This window comes from Anabaena sp. FACHB-1237, from assembly GCF_014696225.1.
GTDB lineage: Bacteria > Cyanobacteriota > Cyanobacteriia > Cyanobacteriales > Nostocaceae > FACHB-1237.
Window position 1 is genome coordinate 1 of the sequence record NZ_JACJPV010000029.1, and the last position, 17,032, is coordinate 17,032.

A 17,032-nucleotide genomic window follows, 5' to 3' on the forward strand; every position below is an offset into this window, starting at 1 on the left:
GACTAAAAAACTTAGCTTACAACACAGGTCAAACTATTTATCAAATTAAGCATAATTTGCTTTCTAATTATTTAATAGGACAACTAAAACGTCCAGATATTGCTATGTCAATGGTTTAGTCTTTAGGCGCTCGGTGCGGCTACGCCGCACCATCGCTTGTGCCAGTTGCGTAAGTCCTATCAATATTTAATTCTCGCAACTTTGGTGCTAAACGTTGAGTTTCTTAAAATGTTACAATATCAGTGGTAGTAGAGGAAAAAACGATGAAAAAAGCATTGATGATTAAAATACTCATTTCATCACTAACTTGCTTAAATATATTTACTCCTGATCAGGTTGCGGCTCAACTTTTACCACAACCTTGGGTGACGGTGGGAAGTAAAGATAGTGAAGTTACTTATGGTGCGGGTGTTAAGGTTTTAGGTTTTGGTGTTGAAGTAGGAAGGGGTCCTCAAGGTGCTACGGGAGCAGATGTTTTAAAATTCTTGAGTTTACCAGTGATTTCACCTTATGTCGGAATTGGCTGGTATTCGGAAGATAAAGGAGTGGCTGTTTCTGGAGGTGTACAAGTAGTGACTAGCGATCATCTTTTTGTAGGTGCTGGTTACAATTCTGTGCGAGGATTTAATGGTCAAATCGGTGTAAAATTCTAGAGGATGTTTGGATTTTTTAATTCTTTTTTTCAATCCCCTTGTCGTCCGTTAAGCCTTCTATTTCTTCCTCTGTAAAAATAGGAGGCCATAATTCAAAAATAGGTACTTCCCAACCAGGAAAAAGTTCAGGTAAAGTTAAAATATCGCCATTATAAAAAACTATTGGCTCACCTTGAGAACGATAAACTGTGACTGTTTCCTCATCAGGGTCAATTAAAATTCCAATAATTGCACCTAATTTGATCAAGTTAAGAATTTTATTTTTTAATGTTTTAATTCTATCACTTTGAGATTTAATTTCTACTACTAAATCTGGTACAAGTTCACCAAAATAACGGGGACTTTGACGCAACCTTGCAGCACTGACAAAAGAAACATCAGGAGCGGTTAAGTTGCTATCTGGTAAAATAAAACCACCCGCAGAATCAAATACTCTTCCTAAACGACGGGGATTTACCCAAGCAAAGAGGAAAGCAATTAAACGACTGCTAATTTCACTAGATACAATATCCGATGGACCCACAATAGAAATTCTCCCGTTTTCTAATTCCACATCGTAATCTAAACCTGCTTCATTGATGGCACTTTGTAGTTTTTCTACATCTTGAACTGTCATGATAGCCATAAGTTTATACTCCTGATGATAAATTTAAATTATAAGCTAATGTGCAGCACTCACTGTATAATTAAAAAACCTGAAGTTACAGTAGCACAAGCATCTTGCCTGTATTAATTATTCAAGTTAAAGGCACAACAGCTTAGACTAGTTTTGGATCATTTTCTATTTGATGTTTTAACCTTGTATTTCTTCCTCTGTAAAAATAGGAGGCCATAATTCAGAAATAGGTACTTCCCAACCAGGAAAAAGTTCAGGTAAAGTTAAAATATCGCCATTATGAAAAACTATTGCTTCACCTTGAGAACGATAAACTGTTACAGTTTCTTCATCAGGATCAATTAAAATTCCAATAATTGCACCTAATTTGATCAAGTTGAGAATCTTATTTTTTAATGTTTTAATTCTATCACTTTGAGATTTAATTTCTACTACTAAATCTGGTACAAGTTCGCCAAAATAACCAGGACTTTGACGCAGACGTGCAGCACTGACAAAAGAAACATCGGGAGCGGTTAAGTTGCTATCTGGTAAAATAAAACCTCCAGCAGAATCAAATACTCTTCCTAAGCGACAGGGATAAACCCAGTTAGCTAATAGTCGGCTAAAAAGAATACCAATTTCGCTAGATACGACATCTGATGGACCCACAATAGAAATTCTCCCGTTTGTTAACTCAACATCGTAATCTAAACCTGCATCATTGATAGCAGTTTGCAGTTTTTCCACATCTTTAATAGTCATGATTGGCATAAAATAATACTCCTAATATACAAAGTTGGGGTAATTCAACCAAACACAATTTGATTTTAGATTTCCTTAAATTGTATCTGGATCAATATTTAACTCTCTCAATTTTGCGGCTAACCTTTGATATTTTTCATTTGATATTTTCGCTTTTTCTGCTTCCATTGCTGCTCTTTTTGCTTCCATCTGTGCGCTTTCTTCCGGTGTAGGAACTAAAACTCCTGATGATGTAAAATATCTTAATAAACCCTCATGAATCCCTAAGTATAAACCCAATTCTTCACTCCATAAATGTCCTTTTTCGTTAGGTTGTAAGGGTTGATATTTGCCACTAATTAAATTAAATCCTGCAAATTCTAATGTATAAGGATCAAACCAAAAATAATCAGGTGTACGGAAAGTATCTTGATAAAGTAGTTTTTTAGTTTCTCTATCAGTTTTAGCTGTAGTTGGTGAAATAATTTCGACAATGACATGAGGATATTTGCCATTTTCTTCCCACACTACCCAACTTTTTCTAGTTTTTCGTTCTGTTCCTAAAACTACGAAAAAATCTGGATCTCTAACATCTTTTGATTTTTTTTGATGAGGACTATAGTAGATGCTTAGATTTCCGACAGCATAAAAATCAGTTCTCTCCTTCCATAACCATTCTAAACATTTAAGGAGGAGAATAATTTGTCGTAAATGCAGTTCTGTTTCCACGGGAGGTTCATCACTATATAGGTCACTGGGGGGGAAAATTATCTCTTCTGATATATCTTCTAAGGTATTAGTTTGTGATTCCAGCGCTTGAGTAATCATCATGTATGATACCAAGTAGTTACTTATCAATTATAACATGAATGTAAAAATGTTAAATTATTGGTACACTGATTATTAAGTCACCATAAACTTTAGGATGTCGCCCTCCTATTGCTGGTACTAGGGTTTCTGTCCAACGCATTGCTGCTTAGTACAAAATGGGATTAAATGCGGAAGAAATCACTGAACGCATGGGTAATGTAACTCTTATTCCAGTGTATGCAGCTTTAACTTATTATCATGCTGATCGAGAAGAAATGGAGGGCTATATTGCTGCTGAAAAAGCTGATTATCAACGGTTATAGATGAAGGAGATAAGTCTATGGAAAGTATGAAAATCAAAGCACAAATTGGTAATGATGGGATAGTCAAAATTGAACTTCCTCCTGAGTTTGCTAATGAAGAATTAGAAATGGTGATTGTATTTCAACGTATTGCCAAAACGTCATTAAAATCTGACAATAAATCTCCAGAAGAGTTAGGATATTCTCGGAGATTTTTAGAAGAAGTAGTAGGTATTTGGGAAGGTGAAATGATTCAAATTCCAGAACAGCTTCAGTTTGAAGAACGGGAAGAAATTCAATTTCATTTAGTAAAAAACCAGTTAGACTTCATCGTCTGATTCTTTCGGCAACGAACTTAAATTTTCACCTTGCGCGTGGACTGTTCTGTGCTTTTTAGAGATATTCAGCAAATATTTTTCTGGTGGGGGGATGGGATGGCTTTTACCTTTGGGAGTAAGTCTTTGGTGGGCTTCGTAGCGAGCGACGATTTTCTGCCAATCATCTGGGTATAACTCCTTAAACTTCAGGATAAAGTCTGAATCAGAATGGTTTCCATTTAAGTTTTTCAGCGTTCTCAAAATTTTTTCTTCTTTTTTTAAAAAAACTTGTCCTTTAGGCACTCTTAATCTTCTCATTAATTCCTCGATTTTTCTAAATTGGTACGGTCTGACTATAGTATAGTCAGGATATGCTAATAATATATATTATCGCCAACTATGATTACAATGGGTACTCGCACTTCTTCCAACCTAACGAGCGATCGCACTTTCCCAAATATTCAATGATAAAATCAAGAAAACTAAAAATAATCTACCTATGACAGCTACACTCATTAAACCTTCCCAATTCCTACCAGAAGGAATCTGTATCAAGCGTATTAAAAACCTCATGTTATTCAAATTTACCGATAAACTAGGGGAGCGAATGCAAGAACTCTCAACACTGTATTTCTTTATTGTCTAAGTTTGACACATTTTGTATAGGTTTGTAAATAGCATTTTTGAGACGATCTTTGATTTCTTTGGAGTAATTTCTCAATCCGTACAACCGACAAGAAAAGCAGTGAATAATTGCCATTAGGTCTTCTACTAATTCTTGTTGGGGTGACAAAGATTCCTGGTTTGCAACTATGATCTCTTTACGAGCAAGTGAGACAACGCGCTCAGTATCGCTGTGAATACTGTCACTACCCTGAACTTCTTAGCACAGCACCTCTTTCTATTGACCATTTGCAACCTCAATCTTTGGGAGGTACTGATAATCTTGATAATCTTGCCCTTGCCTGTCGTCGTTGCAATGAAAGACGTTACAATTTTACTACAGGTATTGATCCCGACACTGGAAAAGAAACTCCCTTGTTTAATCCCCGTCAGCAAATTTGGGCTGAACATTTTATGTGGACATTTGACGGTTTATGTATTATTGGCAAAACTCCCACAGGACGAGCAACCTGTGAACGTCTTGATCTAAATGATGAACGTCGTGGAGAAAAATTCATTCAAAAATCTCGACAAAGATGGGTTGAAAGTGGTCTACATCCTCCTGAAGATGATCCACAAGAATAATGGAAAAAATAGTTATTAGGGTACATTGGACAAATAATCTAACATACCTTACTATTTAGGCTAATAAAATTCCGAATAAAAAAGTTTTATATTAAACACTCTTGATTTAAGTCAAATTTAAGCCAAGCCTCAAACCTTGAAAAATCAAACCTTTACCACTTGCAGTTATTCACAAACAATGTTATATTAGAACATAATAAAATCAATTTAGGCTAAAAATTTAACTCTCATAATTCCCCAACCAAAAAACCTGAAATTATCGCACCTTTCAAACAACATTACCAAGTTCGGAGTAATCCCAAGAGTGCATTTGACGGAAAGGAAGACCCATCTTTTGGAAGACATACTTCTCTTTCACACCAGAAGCAACTAAGTCTGGTTTCAATGCTTTGATAAATTCTTCAAATTCGTAAGCGGTAACGTCGTCATAAACGATAGTTCCGTTTTCAATGTAGTGAGTGGTACGTTTATAGTCGTCATTATGAGCGAACTCATAACCAGTACCTACTAATCTCATTCCTAAATCTTGGAACGCGGGTACAACGTGACGGGGACGTAAACCACCAACCATCATTGCCACTGTCTTACCTTCTAAACGGGGGCGATACTTAGCAACGATCGCATCCATGGAAGGTTGATATTTAGCAATAACTTTCTCAGCGTTTTCTTGAATCTTAGAATCAAATTTAGAAGCAATTTCACGTAAAGATGCAGCAATCTTGGTAGGTCCAAAGAAGTTATACTCCATCCAGGGTAGATAAAAGCGATAATCCTGTAATCCTTCCATAGCAATAGTTTCAAAAAGATTAACTAAGATATGGATTACTTATAGCTTAAAACCTCAAGAAAAACCGCTTAAAATGCTATTTATTGCAACAATTAATTAATAAATGTTATGGCTTGAAAAAACAGTAGTAACATACGTTACAGAATATATAATTTCTAAATTTTACGTCACCAATAAAAATTTTATTTCTAAATCACAATAGTGCCGTCACGGTCGTCACTTTCCTTATATAGCAATACTTTCAAGTCGTCACTAGGTCGTCACTTTTATGAGATTATTGGGAACAGGGAACAGAAGGTTCAGAAATGAGAAATGATTTAATGGGAAAATAGTTGATCTATAAAATCAACTATTTTCTCCGTGAATAATTATTTTGAAAATATTGAAAAATCGCTATTACTAAATAATAGTGCTAGAATATTTATTGTAAATATTCTAGTTTTTTTATTATGGCAGAACCTACATTAACTCAAGTATTTGGTAGCGGTGCTACGCAAGACGCTACTACTATCACAATCAGTAAATCTGATCTGACAGAAATTGGATTAACACCAGACGCCAACAATTCAGCCGAATCTTTATTGATAGCTGAGATCATGGGTAAACTACAACCAACACCACAACTACTAATAATTGAAACCAGCCAATTTAAAACAGGAGACCAGATAAAACCCAAAAACCCTAAAAAAGATCAAAAAAATAAGGTCTACACAGTGACCTGTGTAGACCGGGGGCGGATTTATGGAAAAGCGGCTAGAGATTTTCGATCTAAGTCTTGGACACCTTCAGAGATTGAATTAGTTGGTTAAATGCTCCAATTGATACCGTATAAGCTGAGATTTTAATAATTCAATTTCAGCTTTTAACCTTAAATTTTCCTCCTTTAAAAATTCAATATCCTCCTGACGATCAATAGCCATTTTGATAACTTTTTTCCGATTATCAAGGCTAAACCACTTCTGATAAATTTCCGTATGAATTTCTACGGAATGTCCTAAATTATCAGCAGCAGCCTTAATTGGTATTCCCATAATGTGCGCTCTAATTGCCCAAGCATGGCGTAAATCATAGGGAGTAAATGGAATATTTACTCTACGAAACCATGATGAACAATTAACACGAATAGTATTAATATCGGTGAAGTTGTTTCTACCATCAGTTTGGTTCTTTAATAGTTCTAAATATTCAGCATTTTTCAAATCAAATAATTCTACCCAGTCAGGATATAGTGGTAAAGCCTCTCTATATCCTGTTTTCGTGTCTTTATCAACTTTCCAAGTATTATCGGTGTTATCAGCCGATAACCACCAATTAATATCAGGATTTACAAATAGTTCACGTGGTCGTAAACCGTAAGTAGCAAGCATTCCATAAACCCATTGCCATAATTTCCAGGTATTAATTAAATCTTTTTTAATAGTTCCTTTTCTGGTTTGGGCATAGTTTGAGAAATTCTGAAAAAATGTAACCACATCCTCATCACTGGGAATATCCCTAATTTGAGGTTGTGGTTTTTTAATCTTGATGTTGTCTAAATTGAAAGTTGTTAATTTTAAAGTATTCCTTAAAACCTTCAATGTCTTAACCGCACTCTGTTTAGCGTGTTGGTTATCTAATTTTTCTATTGCTAATTCAATAGATTCTTGAGTTAGTAAAGTTTCACATCCCACATACCTTTTTAAATAATCAAGGTAGTAGGAAAATGTATGCTTTGATTTCTCTGTTAGTTTGTGAGTTTTAAAATATTCATTTTCAAAGGTTTCTAGCACATCACCAATAGTTCTTATAGATTCTGAAATTCTACCTTTACCTAAATATTTATCATTCCATTCAAAAGTTTTACGAGCTATTAATTTACCTAATTCTTGCGCCTCCTCCTCCGCGGTTTTTAGACCATCTAAGTTAGCAGGAATATTGAGGGAAATTTTATATTGCCTGTACCCAGTTCCCAACCTATCAGCATCACCAGGGCGAATTGGTAGCGAAGCCTGTAGCTGAATCGTATTTTTACTAACAACTAAACCGACTTTAACCTTACCAGCTTTTAACCGTCCTTTTACCTTGTCTAACTCTTGATTAAATTTGTTTTGTAAGTGTGTTTGTGTCGCTTGCATCTGTTTTATGTTTCCCCTATAAGAACCATCGGTAGATGCTGGCGGTTCATAGCCGTCGAATATGTCCTGATCTGGAAAATTTATCATGGCTTAAATATGGATTAAATTTCAGTCCAAAATTTACAAAGTTCAAAATGAGCAATGTCTGATCTGAACTGAATGCGGTTATATCCAAATTTAACTTATATTTTGTACAGGGTATACCATAAGCCTCTTCCATGTGACGGCTGATATAGTTCATAGAACGATAGCAGTGGATGAGGTTCATCTTCACGTTGGGGGTCAACAACATTTCGTTGATTGTACCATCACCAGACCACTGTGCAACTACACGCAATCCTATTTCTTCTAATAAGATCCGGCTGGCCCAAGCGTCACCACCGATGTTATAGTCACCAATGATGGCTACGTCATAGGGAGTAGATTCAAACTGGAGAGTACCATCTTTCTTAGCTTTGTCTGCTCTGGGGAATACCCAGTCACGAATCATGTCGTTAGCGATGTGGTGTCCTAAAGACTGAGATACACCACGGAAACCTTCGCAACGTACAGGAATAACTGGCTTACCGATGGTTTTAGATGTCTTCTTAGCTACTGCTTCAATGTCATCGCCAATTAGACCGATAGGACATTCAGATTGAATGGAAACACCACGATTTAAGGGGAATAACTCATCTAACTCTTCAATTAATTTGATGAGTTTTTTGTCTCCACCAAATACGATATCCCGTTCTTGGAAGTCGGAGGTGAAGTGCATAGTACCAAAGGTATCTATACCTGTAGTACCTAAGTAGTAGTTACGACGACCTGACCAAGACCAGTAACCGCAACCTACAGGACCGTGACTGATGTGAATCATGTCCTTGATAGGACCCCAAACCACACCTTTAGATCCTGCATAAGCACAACCACGAGCGGTCATTACACCAGGTAAGGATTTGATGTTAGATTTAACACCACAATCTGTTTTACCTTCTTCGTGTACATTTAAGTGTTTTTCACGCTTCTTAGCAGCCTTTTCGGGGTAAGCTTTAAGAACTTCTTTGATCAGTTCCTTTCTTTCTTCAACAATTTTCTTGTTGTCTGGAGGAGTCATTTGTGGCCTCTCTTAACTATTTAGGATATGAGATGAATTAGGGAGGGGGAAATTAATCCCCAAGGGAAGGTTAAAAAGGAAGGTAAAAAGGAATTGTGTAGAGTGTTCCTTTTTCCTGTTCCTTGTGGACTAAATACTACTTGGCAGCAGAAGCGGGCTTACCAATGATTCCTGCGTGCTTGGTATCGTCATCTAATAGACCATATTCGATCAACAGAGCTTCTAATTCATCCATTTCCATTGGTGTAGGAATGGTGAGTTTCTTGTTGTTGATGATCTTCTTAGCTAATTCGCGGTATTCGTTAGATTGGTTGCTGTCAGGAGCGTACTCGTTTACTGTCATACGACGTAACTCTGCGTGTTGAACGATGTTGTCACGAGGTACGAAGTGAATCATTTGGGTATTTAAACGTTTAGCCAAGTTTTCAATTAACTCGTCTTCACGGTCAACTTTACGGCTGTTACAGATTAAACCACCTAAACGTACACCACCGGAGTGTGCATATTTAAGAATACCACGAGCGATGTTGTTAGCAGCGTACATCGCCATCATTTCACCGGAGGTAACGATGTAGATTTCTTGTGCTTTACCTTCACGAAAAAGTTAGATATTTTTGAGAAATAGCTGTAAAATGTTCATTTTACACAGTGTTTGCTGTAAGCATTGTCTGAATTAAACAGTTTTTTTATTAGGGTAAATTTAGGGTATGGATAGAACACAGGAAGCATTTGCCGATTTTCACCAAACAGCTATTACGGATGGAGGATATTTAGGTAGAATGCAAGCAGTAAATGAACAAGAAAATCATCTAACAGCAAAATTAATCACAGAATTAAAAGCAATTAATGGTAGACTAAGAGCCGCTAATGTTTGTGTTTCTGTGAGAAAATCTGGCAATTCTTTACAGTTAAGATGCACTTTACCTATTAAACCAGGTGATTTTGATAAAAACGGTAATGGTACAAAACAATATGATATTTCCCTGGGTATTCCTTTTAATTTTGCTGGTTTAAATACTGCGGAAGAGGAAGCAAATGAGTTAGGAAAATTAATTGCTAGAAAACAATTTCAATGGACTGATAAATATTTAGGGAAAACTCGGATTAAAGCTGGTTTAAAAACCATTGGTGATTTAGTGGCAGATTTTGAGAATAATTATTTTCAAACGCGCAAACGCACCTTAAAAAGTGAAAATACTTTCAGTAGTTATTTTTATATTGCTCAAAAACATTTACCCAAGGATAAACTAGCGATAAATGCGAATTTTATTGATGCTGTACAAAATTGCCCATCTTCTGATAGTGTGAAAAATGAGTTAATTAAAGTGATTCGGGTATTATGTAAATGTTCTGGTTTAGAAGTTCCTGAATTAAGCAATTTAAAAATTAAAGCTACTACAAAACGTAAACGGGATATTCCTACAGATAAAGAGATAGAAAAGGAATATTTCAAGTTTGAAAATTATGCTATTCATCGTCCTAGTAAGTTAGTAACTAGGGAAGATAGAAATAATTGGAAGTTGTGGAGATGGGTTTATGGGATGTTAGCTACTTATGGTTTAAGGCCGATTGAAATTTTTGTCAAACCGGATTTAGATTGGTGGTTATCTGTGGATAATACCATGAATACATGGCGAGTTAATGAACAATGTAAAACCGGAGAAAGGGATGCTTTACCATTATATCCCCATTGGGTAGAAGAGTTTAATTTAAAAAATGATTTAGAAGCAATTGAGTTATTAAAGTTGAAGATTGAAGATAAAATTACCAGTAAAGAAATTAATGCAGCGCGACATGGTACAGATAGATGGTTTAGATGTGTGGGAGTGAATTTTCAACCCTATGATTTACGTCATGCTTGGGCAATTCGAGCGCATTTAATGGGCATTCCTATTAAAGCTGCTGCTGATAATTTAGGTCATTCTGTGAATATGCACACTTCAATTTATCAAAAGTGGTTTAGTTTGGAAAATCGCAAGGTTGCTATTGAGGAAGCGATTAAGAAAAAATCAAAAGTTGAATATCTACAGGATATGGTGATTAGATTGGAACAGGAAAATGAGAGGTTGAGAATTGAGAATGAACGATTGAGATTACAGCTAGGAAATCAAAATTTCGTGAAAATGATTAATTAAAATTGTCGTAAGTATTAGACATTTCTTGGCAATTATTGTAGAGACGTTCTATAGAACGTCTATGCAAGGGTTGTAGAAAACCCTTATGTAATTTTCACCACAGGTCTATTACATTTCAACCTTTTCTACGTTTTCTACTGGAAATTTTATTAAATGTACCTCTCCATAGAATTATGACAGGAAGAAGAGTAATAACTAACAAGACTAGAGGTGCAAAAGATTGTGAAACTATCACTAAAAGAAGAATTAACAGATTCATACTTCCAAAGAGTATCCAACCTGAGATAAGAACCCACCAGGGAATGCGTCCTCCAGCCATACTTCTGAAAGCTCGACCCCTAAGATATATTTCCCCCATTGGATCATATCCATTAGGAATCCTATCATAGTCTGGAGAGATTTGTTCATCGGGAATATCAACAAATAATTTGTCTTTATTTAAGTCACCATCACCAAAAAACGATTGAGATTCATTTTGCTTGTTCATAGGTTAAAATAAATTCGGTTAACTAGATAATATGATATTGTTCTTAAATAAGTAACCAAAATTGGCGTTGCATAAGTGCGGGATATTTTCCCTGACCTTGAATATTTTGATTATCTAACCATTGAATTAGATTATGATTAGGTTTCATATCTGCCCAAGGAATTGCTGTACTATCATGATTTGCTTGGGAGTAAAGTTGTTCAAACCATGCTGTTGGTTGACCTGCTTTAATATATTCTTGGGCTAGATTTTGGACGTAAGCTCGATTTTCTGTCATATAGATAAGCTCTATACTTTTATACCATATAAATCATCAATTAGTTATGAACAACAAGATCCCCGACTTCTCTAAGAAGTCGGGGATCTGAATCTTGCTTTGGGTAATGCTGGGTTTCCTTGCATCAAGCTAACCTACAGTATAATTGAGTTAAAATAAGTTTTTTATAAATGGAATGTTATAAATTATGCCTTATAGTCAGTTTACATCTATTGGCAAGGTTAAAGAGGCTTTCGGGTTAAAAACTCAGGAAGGTGGGCGTTTTATTCCTGTTATTGAAAAAATTGAACCATCTGTGACGTTAAAAGCATATCTTGAAGAAAGTATACCAATTTCTGCTTCTGCTAGTGAAAAAGCACGTTCTGAAGGGATTATTTATCCAGTTTTGTTAGAAGTAAGAAGGATTTTAAATCGGCAAATTAGTTTATTTTCTGGTGAAGATTTCACTGTTGATGAGTCAGTAGGACTGAATGGAATGTGTGATTTTTTATTAAGTCGTTCTCCTGAAGTTTTAGAAATTGAAGCACCTGTAATTGTAATTGTTGAAGCAAAAAAAGCTGATTTAAGAACTGGGTTTGGTCAATGTATTGCAGAGATGGTCGCTGCCCAAAGATTTAATAGTTCTAAAAATAATTTCCTTAGTGCTATTTATGGTGCAATTAGTAGTGGTACACAATGGCGATTTTTAAAGTTAGAGGGTGATACTGTGACTATTGATTTGTCTGATTATCCTTTACCTCCTGTAGATGAAATTTTAGGGATGTTGGTTTGGATGGTGCAAAATGGAGGATAGTCAATAATTAACAATTATAATTAACAATTCACTAAACTTTTGTAAATGTAACTCTAAATCTTCTCACTAGAGAGGATTTTTCTTGATCAATTTTCGCAAATTGATTCACTTGAATAAAAACTTTGCTATTAAAAACTTTGGTAAATTAGTTGAAGTATGAAATTTTATCAAAGATTCCTTCCCCATATAAAACCATGTTACACTTTTCCTGATATTTGATGTAAATATTGGTATAATTAATTGTTCTGTAATTATTATATCATTTAAGGAAGTGTTCAATGGCGTTGATTGATGGGTTGAGTGATAATCATAAAAAACAAATATTGGTGGATGATTGCATCAATTTGTTAGAAACACAAGTCGCTGCTATGGGGGGAATTTCAGGGTTAGCAATAAAGGCTGGTTACGCTGCTGTGAAAGGTATTAGCCCGGATTATTGTGCTGGAGCGATCGCTCGCCTGTTACCTGAATTTTTGATGGCTTTTGAAGATAAGTGGCAGGATGCAGTGGGTAGTGGCGATGCAGTGACATACTTGGTTAAAAATTCTGACAGTACGGCCGATGTGTTGTTAAGTCTTACTGACAAGCGGATTGAAAAAAGTAGCAATTCTTCATTAAAAGCTGTTTACGGTAAACTGCGGAAATCTGCCAAAAAGCACGTAGAAGAAGCTGTACCTAGTCTTGCTAAAGTTATTGACAATTACAGTAAACTATAGCAGTCAAGCTGATCTTCTATATTTCTACCACGACAAATTACCAATAATGCACCATCAGGAGCGAGAAAATTGGCGATTAAAGCAATGACTTGTAAACCGACAAATTAGTTTATTTTCTGGTAAAGATTTTACAGTTGATGAGTCAGTTGGACTTAATGGAATGTGTGATTTTTTGTTAAGTCGTTGTCCTGAAGTTTTAGAAATTGAAACTCCGGTAATTGTCATTGGACATTCCCAGTAATTAATGTAGAGACGTTCTATAGAACGTCTCTAAAACGGTTGTAGAAAACACATATTGAATTTTCGGACAGGTCTATTTTTGAAGCAAAAAAAAAGCTGATTTAAGAACTGGGTATGGAAAATGGCGGATAGCTAATGGATATGAAGCAATTGTAGATGATCCTGCTGCAAAAAATGCGTTTATTTATAAACATCTGCGGATGCTTTCTTTAATTCTTGCTTTAAGTTCTTGAATTTCCATGAGTATTATCCTTGAGAATATAAATATTATTAAGTATTATACTGTTTTTAGTATAAGCGATCGCATTCCATAAACCAAAATACGGGAAATGCCATATCTTAGGTAAGCTTCCCTAACACACCTCAACAACCCACAACACCCAAAAGCGATCGCTAAAAAATCTAAATATCCTCAAAATTTCACACCAATTTGACCATTAAATCCTCGCACAGAATTGTAACCAGCACCTACAAAAAGATGATCGCTGGTCACCACTTGTACACCACCAGAAACAGCGACTCCTTATGTTTACACCATCATCATCTAATCCCAATAATTCCAGGGTCAAAACATGACTTTCAGATCCCCGACTTCTTTGAGAAGTCGGGGATCTAGCTCCTGGATGCTCAAAGATTTGGTGATCTGCAATTTCAATTATCTGTTCAGGATTTAACGCTACTACCCCCCTTCAAGTCAAACCTTTTCAAGTTGTTAATATTTTTTGGATTTCCATGAGCATGATCCTTGAGAATATAAGTATTATACCGTTTTTATCGCATTTCTACAACCCACAACATCAAAAAAATAATATCTTAATACATAGATCCCTGACTCATTCAAGAAGTCGGGGATCTTGCTACTTATCAATCTTTTGGTAATCCCAAATCTGGTAAATTATTAACAATTTCTACCGTCTCTAAACTCACAGTAATTATCTGTTTAATTAACCTCACAATATATTGTTCATCATCAACACGATTAGGATCATTTGTAATTTCACTGCGCTTATCTGTGGTAACTTGATATTGATCTATAATCCAATCTAAGGCCGAACGGTTGCCTAAACGATATAAAAATACTGCTGGTGGTATACCTGTTAAGGTGAGAAAGTCGTTATATTTGATTTGGGTTTTATCTTTAGATAGGCGCATTTTTTCTACACGCCAATCAATGGGTAAATCTTTATTTTCTAGGTGTTTCAGGTGATATTCTGGTTGTTTTTCATAGTTAATATGAATTTCTGCTAATCGTTTTCCGGCTATGACAAAAGGATGAAATTGGGGCGCAAAGGGAATGCGGGGAAGTTCTCTTTTCAGGTTGGCTGCGTAGCGTTCCCGGTAGTGGGGATGATGTAGCACTGCATAGATATAATAGAAGATATCCCATTTAGTGATTGTAGTATCTTGGTAATGGTTTTGATATTGTTTTAATGCCCAATCTGTGATATTTTCTTGGCGGTTTGTTCCGTCTTCATTGTAGGTGTAGAAGGGGAAACATTGTGAACCACCTTGAGGTAATAGATCAGGAATATAATTAATACTAAGGGCAAACATAGGAATTTCAGTTCCAACTTTGATCCAAATTACCTGATTTTCTTTTTCAGTTTCAGGTGTTGGAAATATTATATACTGTTGATATCTACGTTGATTTAGTAGATGATCAAAATAAATATATTTTCTAACAAAAGGGCGATAAAAACAATTCCGAATTTTTAAATTATCAAATAAAAGAAACTCTCTTTTCTCTAAAGCTAATTTAAGTCTATCTGTCCATTTTATGAAACTTGAATCAGTATTTATAAAACCTTCAATATTTGGTTTTGACTCCTCCTGAAAGTATCTATTAACTTCTGAGTTATAGTTTTGAATAAATGTTTTTATTTTATCCTGTAAATCATTCTCATAAAAAGAGAAAACCCATTCATCTCTACTAGATACTACTCCAAGACTAAATAGCTTAAAAATAACTTGTGGATTTGAGTCTTTTTGCTTTTTGACTTCTTTTGATCCAATTTCTATAAATTTATCAAAATCATCTTCTAAACCTTCAGTTAACCAATTATTATTTTTATCTGGTTTAATTTCTTGCCAATCAACATCATACCAGTTAAGGTTTTCTAAATATTTTAACTTTTCTTCCTTTGTCCAAAATTCATCCATTCGTGCATAGTATATTTTAGCTTTTTTCATTCTTGTTTTCCAAATTCTTCAAATACAGCGTTTAAATCTCTTTTTCCATAAACAACACGGACAATTTCAATTCCATTTTCTAGGGGATAATAAAAAACAATATAATCATCAACAATAAACCCACGTAAATTTGATAAAATCTCAGAATAATCTTTTCCCATGCTAGGAAAAGACTAACTTACATTTTTCCCGAATAGTATCAAAAAGTTTACTCGCGGCTTTAATATTGGTTTGTCCGATAAATTCACAAATTTGATTGAGGTCTTTCACCGCAAGTTGAGAGAAAAAATAATTACCCATTTTTAACCCTGTCCCATTTGCTTTAACTTTTCTTGTAGTTGTTGGAAAACTAATTCACCTTCAACTACTTTCCCCTCATGAAGTTGTTGTGTTCCGTCCATGAGTTTTCGTCTTAGTTCACTCAGTTGCTTTTCTTTAAGATCATGTTGTTCTAACAGTTGAAAAGCTACTGCTAATAACTCATCCACACTATGATACTTACCTTGTTGTAGTTTTTGAAGAATGAATTTTTCTTGTTCTGGTTTAACGACGATTTGCATTTTTATCTCCTTATCTACTGTTGAACTGAGAATAATTCCTAATTTAGATCATCAATATTAATTTGATTTTAGCATAAAATCACCTAGTTTGTTTCTTGACCAATATATTAACACTTACTGCCACCTGAATACCAAATACATTATGAGTTGTACCTGACAGTTTAGGATTTTTGCGAACATTCCCCCCTAAATCAAATACGTAAATTTGATCAAAATGTTTTTCTAATTCCTGTCTCATTACATCAAAAGCGATTTGTTCAATAAAACGTTGAACATTACTGACCAATTATCATAGAAGAACCTACCATTAAAGGCTGTGGAAGTGGTCTTCCTTGTAACTGATACTCTTCAATCAAAAGTTCTAATACTTCTTCTCCATTTTTTAGGGATTCTGCATAAGTTTCTCCATGAGTATGGGCATAAGGACCGAACTCTGGAAAACTGACTACATATTTTTGATCTTCATCTGACCACTGAATTAATATACTGTAATGATGATTCATAGTTACTCTTCCTCGTTATCTAAATTTTCTAAGTCTCTGAGGGCATTTTTTACGTCACGTTCTTGATAACGATCTGCATCTGCTCCGTCTTTCCCTGATAAAATCAAACTATAGGATAAACTGGAATGACTCCAAACTGTATGACTTCCTTTACCTGGTCTGTAAGTAAAGCCTGCTTTTAATAGTTTAGCTTTTAGTTCTCGAATTTTTTTAGGCACAAATAAAAATATCCTATTATTTTAACTTTTCTTGTAGTTGTTGGAAAACTAATTCACCTTCAACTACTTTCCCTTCATGAAGTTGTTGTGTTCCGTCCATGAGTTTTCGTCTTAATTCACTCAGTTGCTTTTCTTTAAGATCATGTTGTTCTAACAGTTGAAAAGCTACTGCTAATAACTCATCCACACTATAATACTTACCTTGTTCTGGTTTGACGACGATTTGCATTTTTATCTCCTTATCTAC

The 17,032-nt window shown here is 35.1% G+C and carries 24 protein-coding genes and 4 pseudogenes; 8 read left to right on the forward strand and 20 right to left on the reverse strand.

Going from position 1 to position 17,032, the window contains the following annotated elements; translation table 11 throughout:
• Positions 1–263: 263 nt before the first annotated feature.
• Positions 264–653: a hypothetical protein gene (locus H6F32_RS14135; RefSeq protein ID WP_190369969.1), complete on the forward strand. Its 390-nt coding sequence runs from the start codon at positions 264–266 to the stop codon at positions 651–653.
• A 16-nt stretch (positions 654–669) separates the two neighbouring features.
• Here H6F32_RS14135 and H6F32_RS14140 read toward each other — a convergent pair whose 3' ends face one another.
• From H6F32_RS14140 to H6F32_RS14150, 3 genes are all read right to left on the reverse strand, one after another.
• A complete protein-coding gene (locus H6F32_RS14140; RefSeq protein WP_190369970.1) occupies positions 670–1,278 on the reverse strand; it encodes a Uma2 family endonuclease in 609 nt (202 codons plus the stop codon).
• Positions 1,279–1,446: 168 nt separating this feature from the next.
• Positions 1,447–2,022 (reverse strand): Uma2 family endonuclease, encoded by a 576-nt coding sequence (locus H6F32_RS14145; RefSeq protein ID WP_190369971.1) that lies wholly within the window; start codon positions 2,020–2,022, stop codon positions 1,447–1,449.
• Between the two features lie 66 nt (positions 2,023–2,088).
• Complete coding sequence (locus tag H6F32_RS14150; protein ID WP_190369972.1) at positions 2,089–2,823, reverse strand: Uma2 family endonuclease; 735 nt, start codon at positions 2,821–2,823, stop codon at positions 2,089–2,091.
• Between the two features lie 155 nt (positions 2,824–2,978).
• Here H6F32_RS14150 and H6F32_RS21105 point away from each other — a divergent pair, with 155 nt between their 5' ends.
• Both H6F32_RS21105 and H6F32_RS14160 read left to right on the forward strand, forming a co-directional pair.
• On the forward strand, positions 2,979–3,125 hold the full coding sequence (locus tag H6F32_RS21105; protein ID WP_313926643.1) for a hypothetical protein: 147 nt from the start codon (positions 2,979–2,981) through the stop codon (positions 3,123–3,125).
• A 17-nt stretch (positions 3,126–3,142) separates the two neighbouring features.
• Positions 3,143–3,442, forward strand: a complete 300-nt coding sequence (locus tag H6F32_RS14160; protein WP_190369973.1) for a hypothetical protein — start codon at positions 3,143–3,145, stop codon at positions 3,440–3,442.
• Here the strand turns inward: H6F32_RS14160 and H6F32_RS14165 are convergent.
• The 3 genes and pseudogenes from H6F32_RS14165 to H6F32_RS20625 all read right to left on the reverse strand — a co-directional run.
• Positions 3,425–3,739: a hypothetical protein gene (locus H6F32_RS14165; RefSeq protein WP_190369974.1), complete on the reverse strand. Its 315-nt coding sequence runs from the start codon at positions 3,737–3,739 to the stop codon at positions 3,425–3,427. The two genes, H6F32_RS14160 and H6F32_RS14165, sit on opposite strands and share 18 nt — an antisense overlap.
• Before the next feature lie 114 nt (positions 3,740–3,853).
• The gene (locus H6F32_RS20940) at positions 3,854–3,976 is read right to left on the reverse strand and encodes a hypothetical protein (RefSeq protein WP_277875069.1); all 123 of its coding nucleotides are present in this window, start codon (positions 3,974–3,976) and stop codon (positions 3,854–3,856) included.
• A gap of 64 nt (positions 3,977–4,040) precedes the next feature.
• A pseudogene (locus tag H6F32_RS20625) lies at positions 4,041–4,241 on the reverse strand (IS607 family transposase); the annotation flags it as partial.
• Positions 4,242–4,252: 11 nt separating this feature from the next.
• Here H6F32_RS20625 and H6F32_RS14170 point away from each other — a divergent pair.
• Complete coding sequence (locus H6F32_RS14170) at positions 4,253–4,669, forward strand: HNH endonuclease (protein WP_190369975.1); 417 nt, start codon at positions 4,253–4,255, stop codon at positions 4,667–4,669.
• A 207-nt stretch (positions 4,670–4,876) separates the two neighbouring features.
• Here the strand turns inward: H6F32_RS14170 and H6F32_RS14175 are convergent.
• A pseudogene (locus H6F32_RS14175) lies at positions 4,877–5,426 on the reverse strand (nitrogenase component 1); the annotation flags it as partial.
• A 479-nt stretch (positions 5,427–5,905) separates the two neighbouring features.
• Between H6F32_RS14175 and H6F32_RS14180 the strand changes: the two are divergent.
• The gene (locus H6F32_RS14180; protein ID WP_190370023.1) at positions 5,906–6,265 is read left to right on the forward strand and encodes a hypothetical protein; all 360 of its coding nucleotides are present in this window, start codon (positions 5,906–5,908) and stop codon (positions 6,263–6,265) included.
• Here the strand turns inward: H6F32_RS14180 and H6F32_RS14185 are convergent.
• The 3 genes and pseudogenes from H6F32_RS14185 to nifH form a co-directional block, all read right to left on the reverse strand.
• Complete coding sequence (locus H6F32_RS14185; RefSeq protein WP_190370015.1) at positions 6,254–7,654, reverse strand: site-specific integrase; 1,401 nt, start codon at positions 7,652–7,654, stop codon at positions 6,254–6,256. The genes H6F32_RS14180 and H6F32_RS14185 overlap by 12 nt on opposite strands.
• Positions 7,655–7,754: 100 nt before the next feature.
• Positions 7,755–8,666, reverse strand: a pseudogene (locus tag H6F32_RS14190) (nitrogenase component 1); the annotation flags it as partial.
• 136 nt (positions 8,667–8,802) lie between these two features.
• Positions 8,803–9,264, reverse strand: a pseudogene (gene nifH / locus H6F32_RS14195) (nitrogenase reductase); the annotation flags it as partial.
• A 109-nt stretch (positions 9,265–9,373) separates the two neighbouring features.
• Between nifH and H6F32_RS14200 the strand changes: the two are divergent.
• Positions 9,374–10,801: a site-specific integrase gene (locus H6F32_RS14200; protein ID WP_190369976.1), complete on the forward strand. Its 1,428-nt coding sequence runs from the start codon at positions 9,374–9,376 to the stop codon at positions 10,799–10,801.
• A 115-nt stretch (positions 10,802–10,916) separates the two neighbouring features.
• Here the strand turns inward: H6F32_RS14200 and H6F32_RS14205 are convergent, their stop codons facing one another.
• Entirely contained in the window at positions 10,917–11,288 is a 372-nt protein-coding gene (locus tag H6F32_RS14205; RefSeq protein WP_190369977.1) for a hypothetical protein, read from the reverse strand.
• Positions 11,289–11,331: 43 nt separating this feature from the next.
• On the reverse strand, positions 11,332–11,565 hold the full coding sequence (locus H6F32_RS14210) for a hypothetical protein (RefSeq protein ID WP_190369978.1): 234 nt from the start codon (positions 11,563–11,565) through the stop codon (positions 11,332–11,334).
• A gap of 187 nt (positions 11,566–11,752) precedes the next feature.
• Here H6F32_RS14210 and H6F32_RS14215 point away from each other — a divergent pair, with 187 nt between their 5' ends.
• A complete protein-coding gene (locus H6F32_RS14215; RefSeq protein WP_190369979.1) occupies positions 11,753–12,358 on the forward strand; it encodes a hypothetical protein in 606 nt (201 codons plus the stop codon).
• A gap of 278 nt (positions 12,359–12,636) precedes the next feature.
• Positions 12,637–13,074, forward strand: coding sequence for a DUF6918 family protein (locus H6F32_RS14220; protein ID WP_190369980.1), 438 nt, complete (start codon positions 12,637–12,639; stop codon positions 13,072–13,074).
• 1,104 nt (positions 13,075–14,178) lie between these two features.
• Here H6F32_RS14220 and H6F32_RS14225 read toward each other — a convergent pair.
• From H6F32_RS14225 to H6F32_RS14255, 8 genes are all read right to left on the reverse strand, one after another.
• Positions 14,179–15,504, reverse strand: a complete 1,326-nt coding sequence (locus H6F32_RS14225) for a type ISP restriction/modification enzyme (protein WP_190369981.1) — start codon at positions 15,502–15,504, stop codon at positions 14,179–14,181.
• Positions 15,501–15,665, reverse strand: a complete 165-nt coding sequence (locus H6F32_RS20265) for a type II toxin-antitoxin system RelE/ParE family toxin (RefSeq protein WP_199294580.1) — start codon at positions 15,663–15,665, stop codon at positions 15,501–15,503. The genes H6F32_RS14225 and H6F32_RS20265 overlap by 4 nt, the downstream gene beginning before the upstream one ends.
• A 1-nt stretch (position 15,666) precedes the next feature.
• Positions 15,667–15,804 (reverse strand): type II toxin-antitoxin system RelE/ParE family toxin, encoded by a 138-nt coding sequence (locus H6F32_RS20270; RefSeq protein ID WP_199294581.1) that lies wholly within the window; start codon positions 15,802–15,804, stop codon positions 15,667–15,669.
• A gap of 2 nt (positions 15,805–15,806) precedes the next feature.
• Entirely contained in the window at positions 15,807–16,064 is a 258-nt protein-coding gene (locus H6F32_RS14235) for a type II toxin-antitoxin system ParD family antitoxin (protein WP_137908491.1), read from the reverse strand.
• A 79-nt stretch (positions 16,065–16,143) separates the two neighbouring features.
• On the reverse strand, positions 16,144–16,350 hold the full coding sequence (locus tag H6F32_RS14240; protein ID WP_190370024.1) for a hypothetical protein: 207 nt from the start codon (positions 16,348–16,350) through the stop codon (positions 16,144–16,146).
• Entirely contained in the window at positions 16,340–16,567 is a 228-nt protein-coding gene (locus H6F32_RS14245) for a type II toxin-antitoxin system HicB family antitoxin (RefSeq protein ID WP_190369982.1), read from the reverse strand. The genes H6F32_RS14240 and H6F32_RS14245 overlap by 11 nt, the downstream gene beginning before the upstream one ends.
• A 2-nt stretch (positions 16,568–16,569) precedes the next feature.
• On the reverse strand, positions 16,570–16,785 hold the full coding sequence (locus H6F32_RS14250; RefSeq protein WP_190369983.1) for a type II toxin-antitoxin system HicA family toxin: 216 nt from the start codon (positions 16,783–16,785) through the stop codon (positions 16,570–16,572).
• Between the two features lie 16 nt (positions 16,786–16,801).
• The gene (locus tag H6F32_RS14255; protein ID WP_190369984.1) at positions 16,802–17,014 is read right to left on the reverse strand and encodes a type II toxin-antitoxin system ParD family antitoxin; all 213 of its coding nucleotides are present in this window, start codon (positions 17,012–17,014) and stop codon (positions 16,802–16,804) included.
• Between the last annotated feature and the right edge of the window lie 18 nt (positions 17,015–17,032).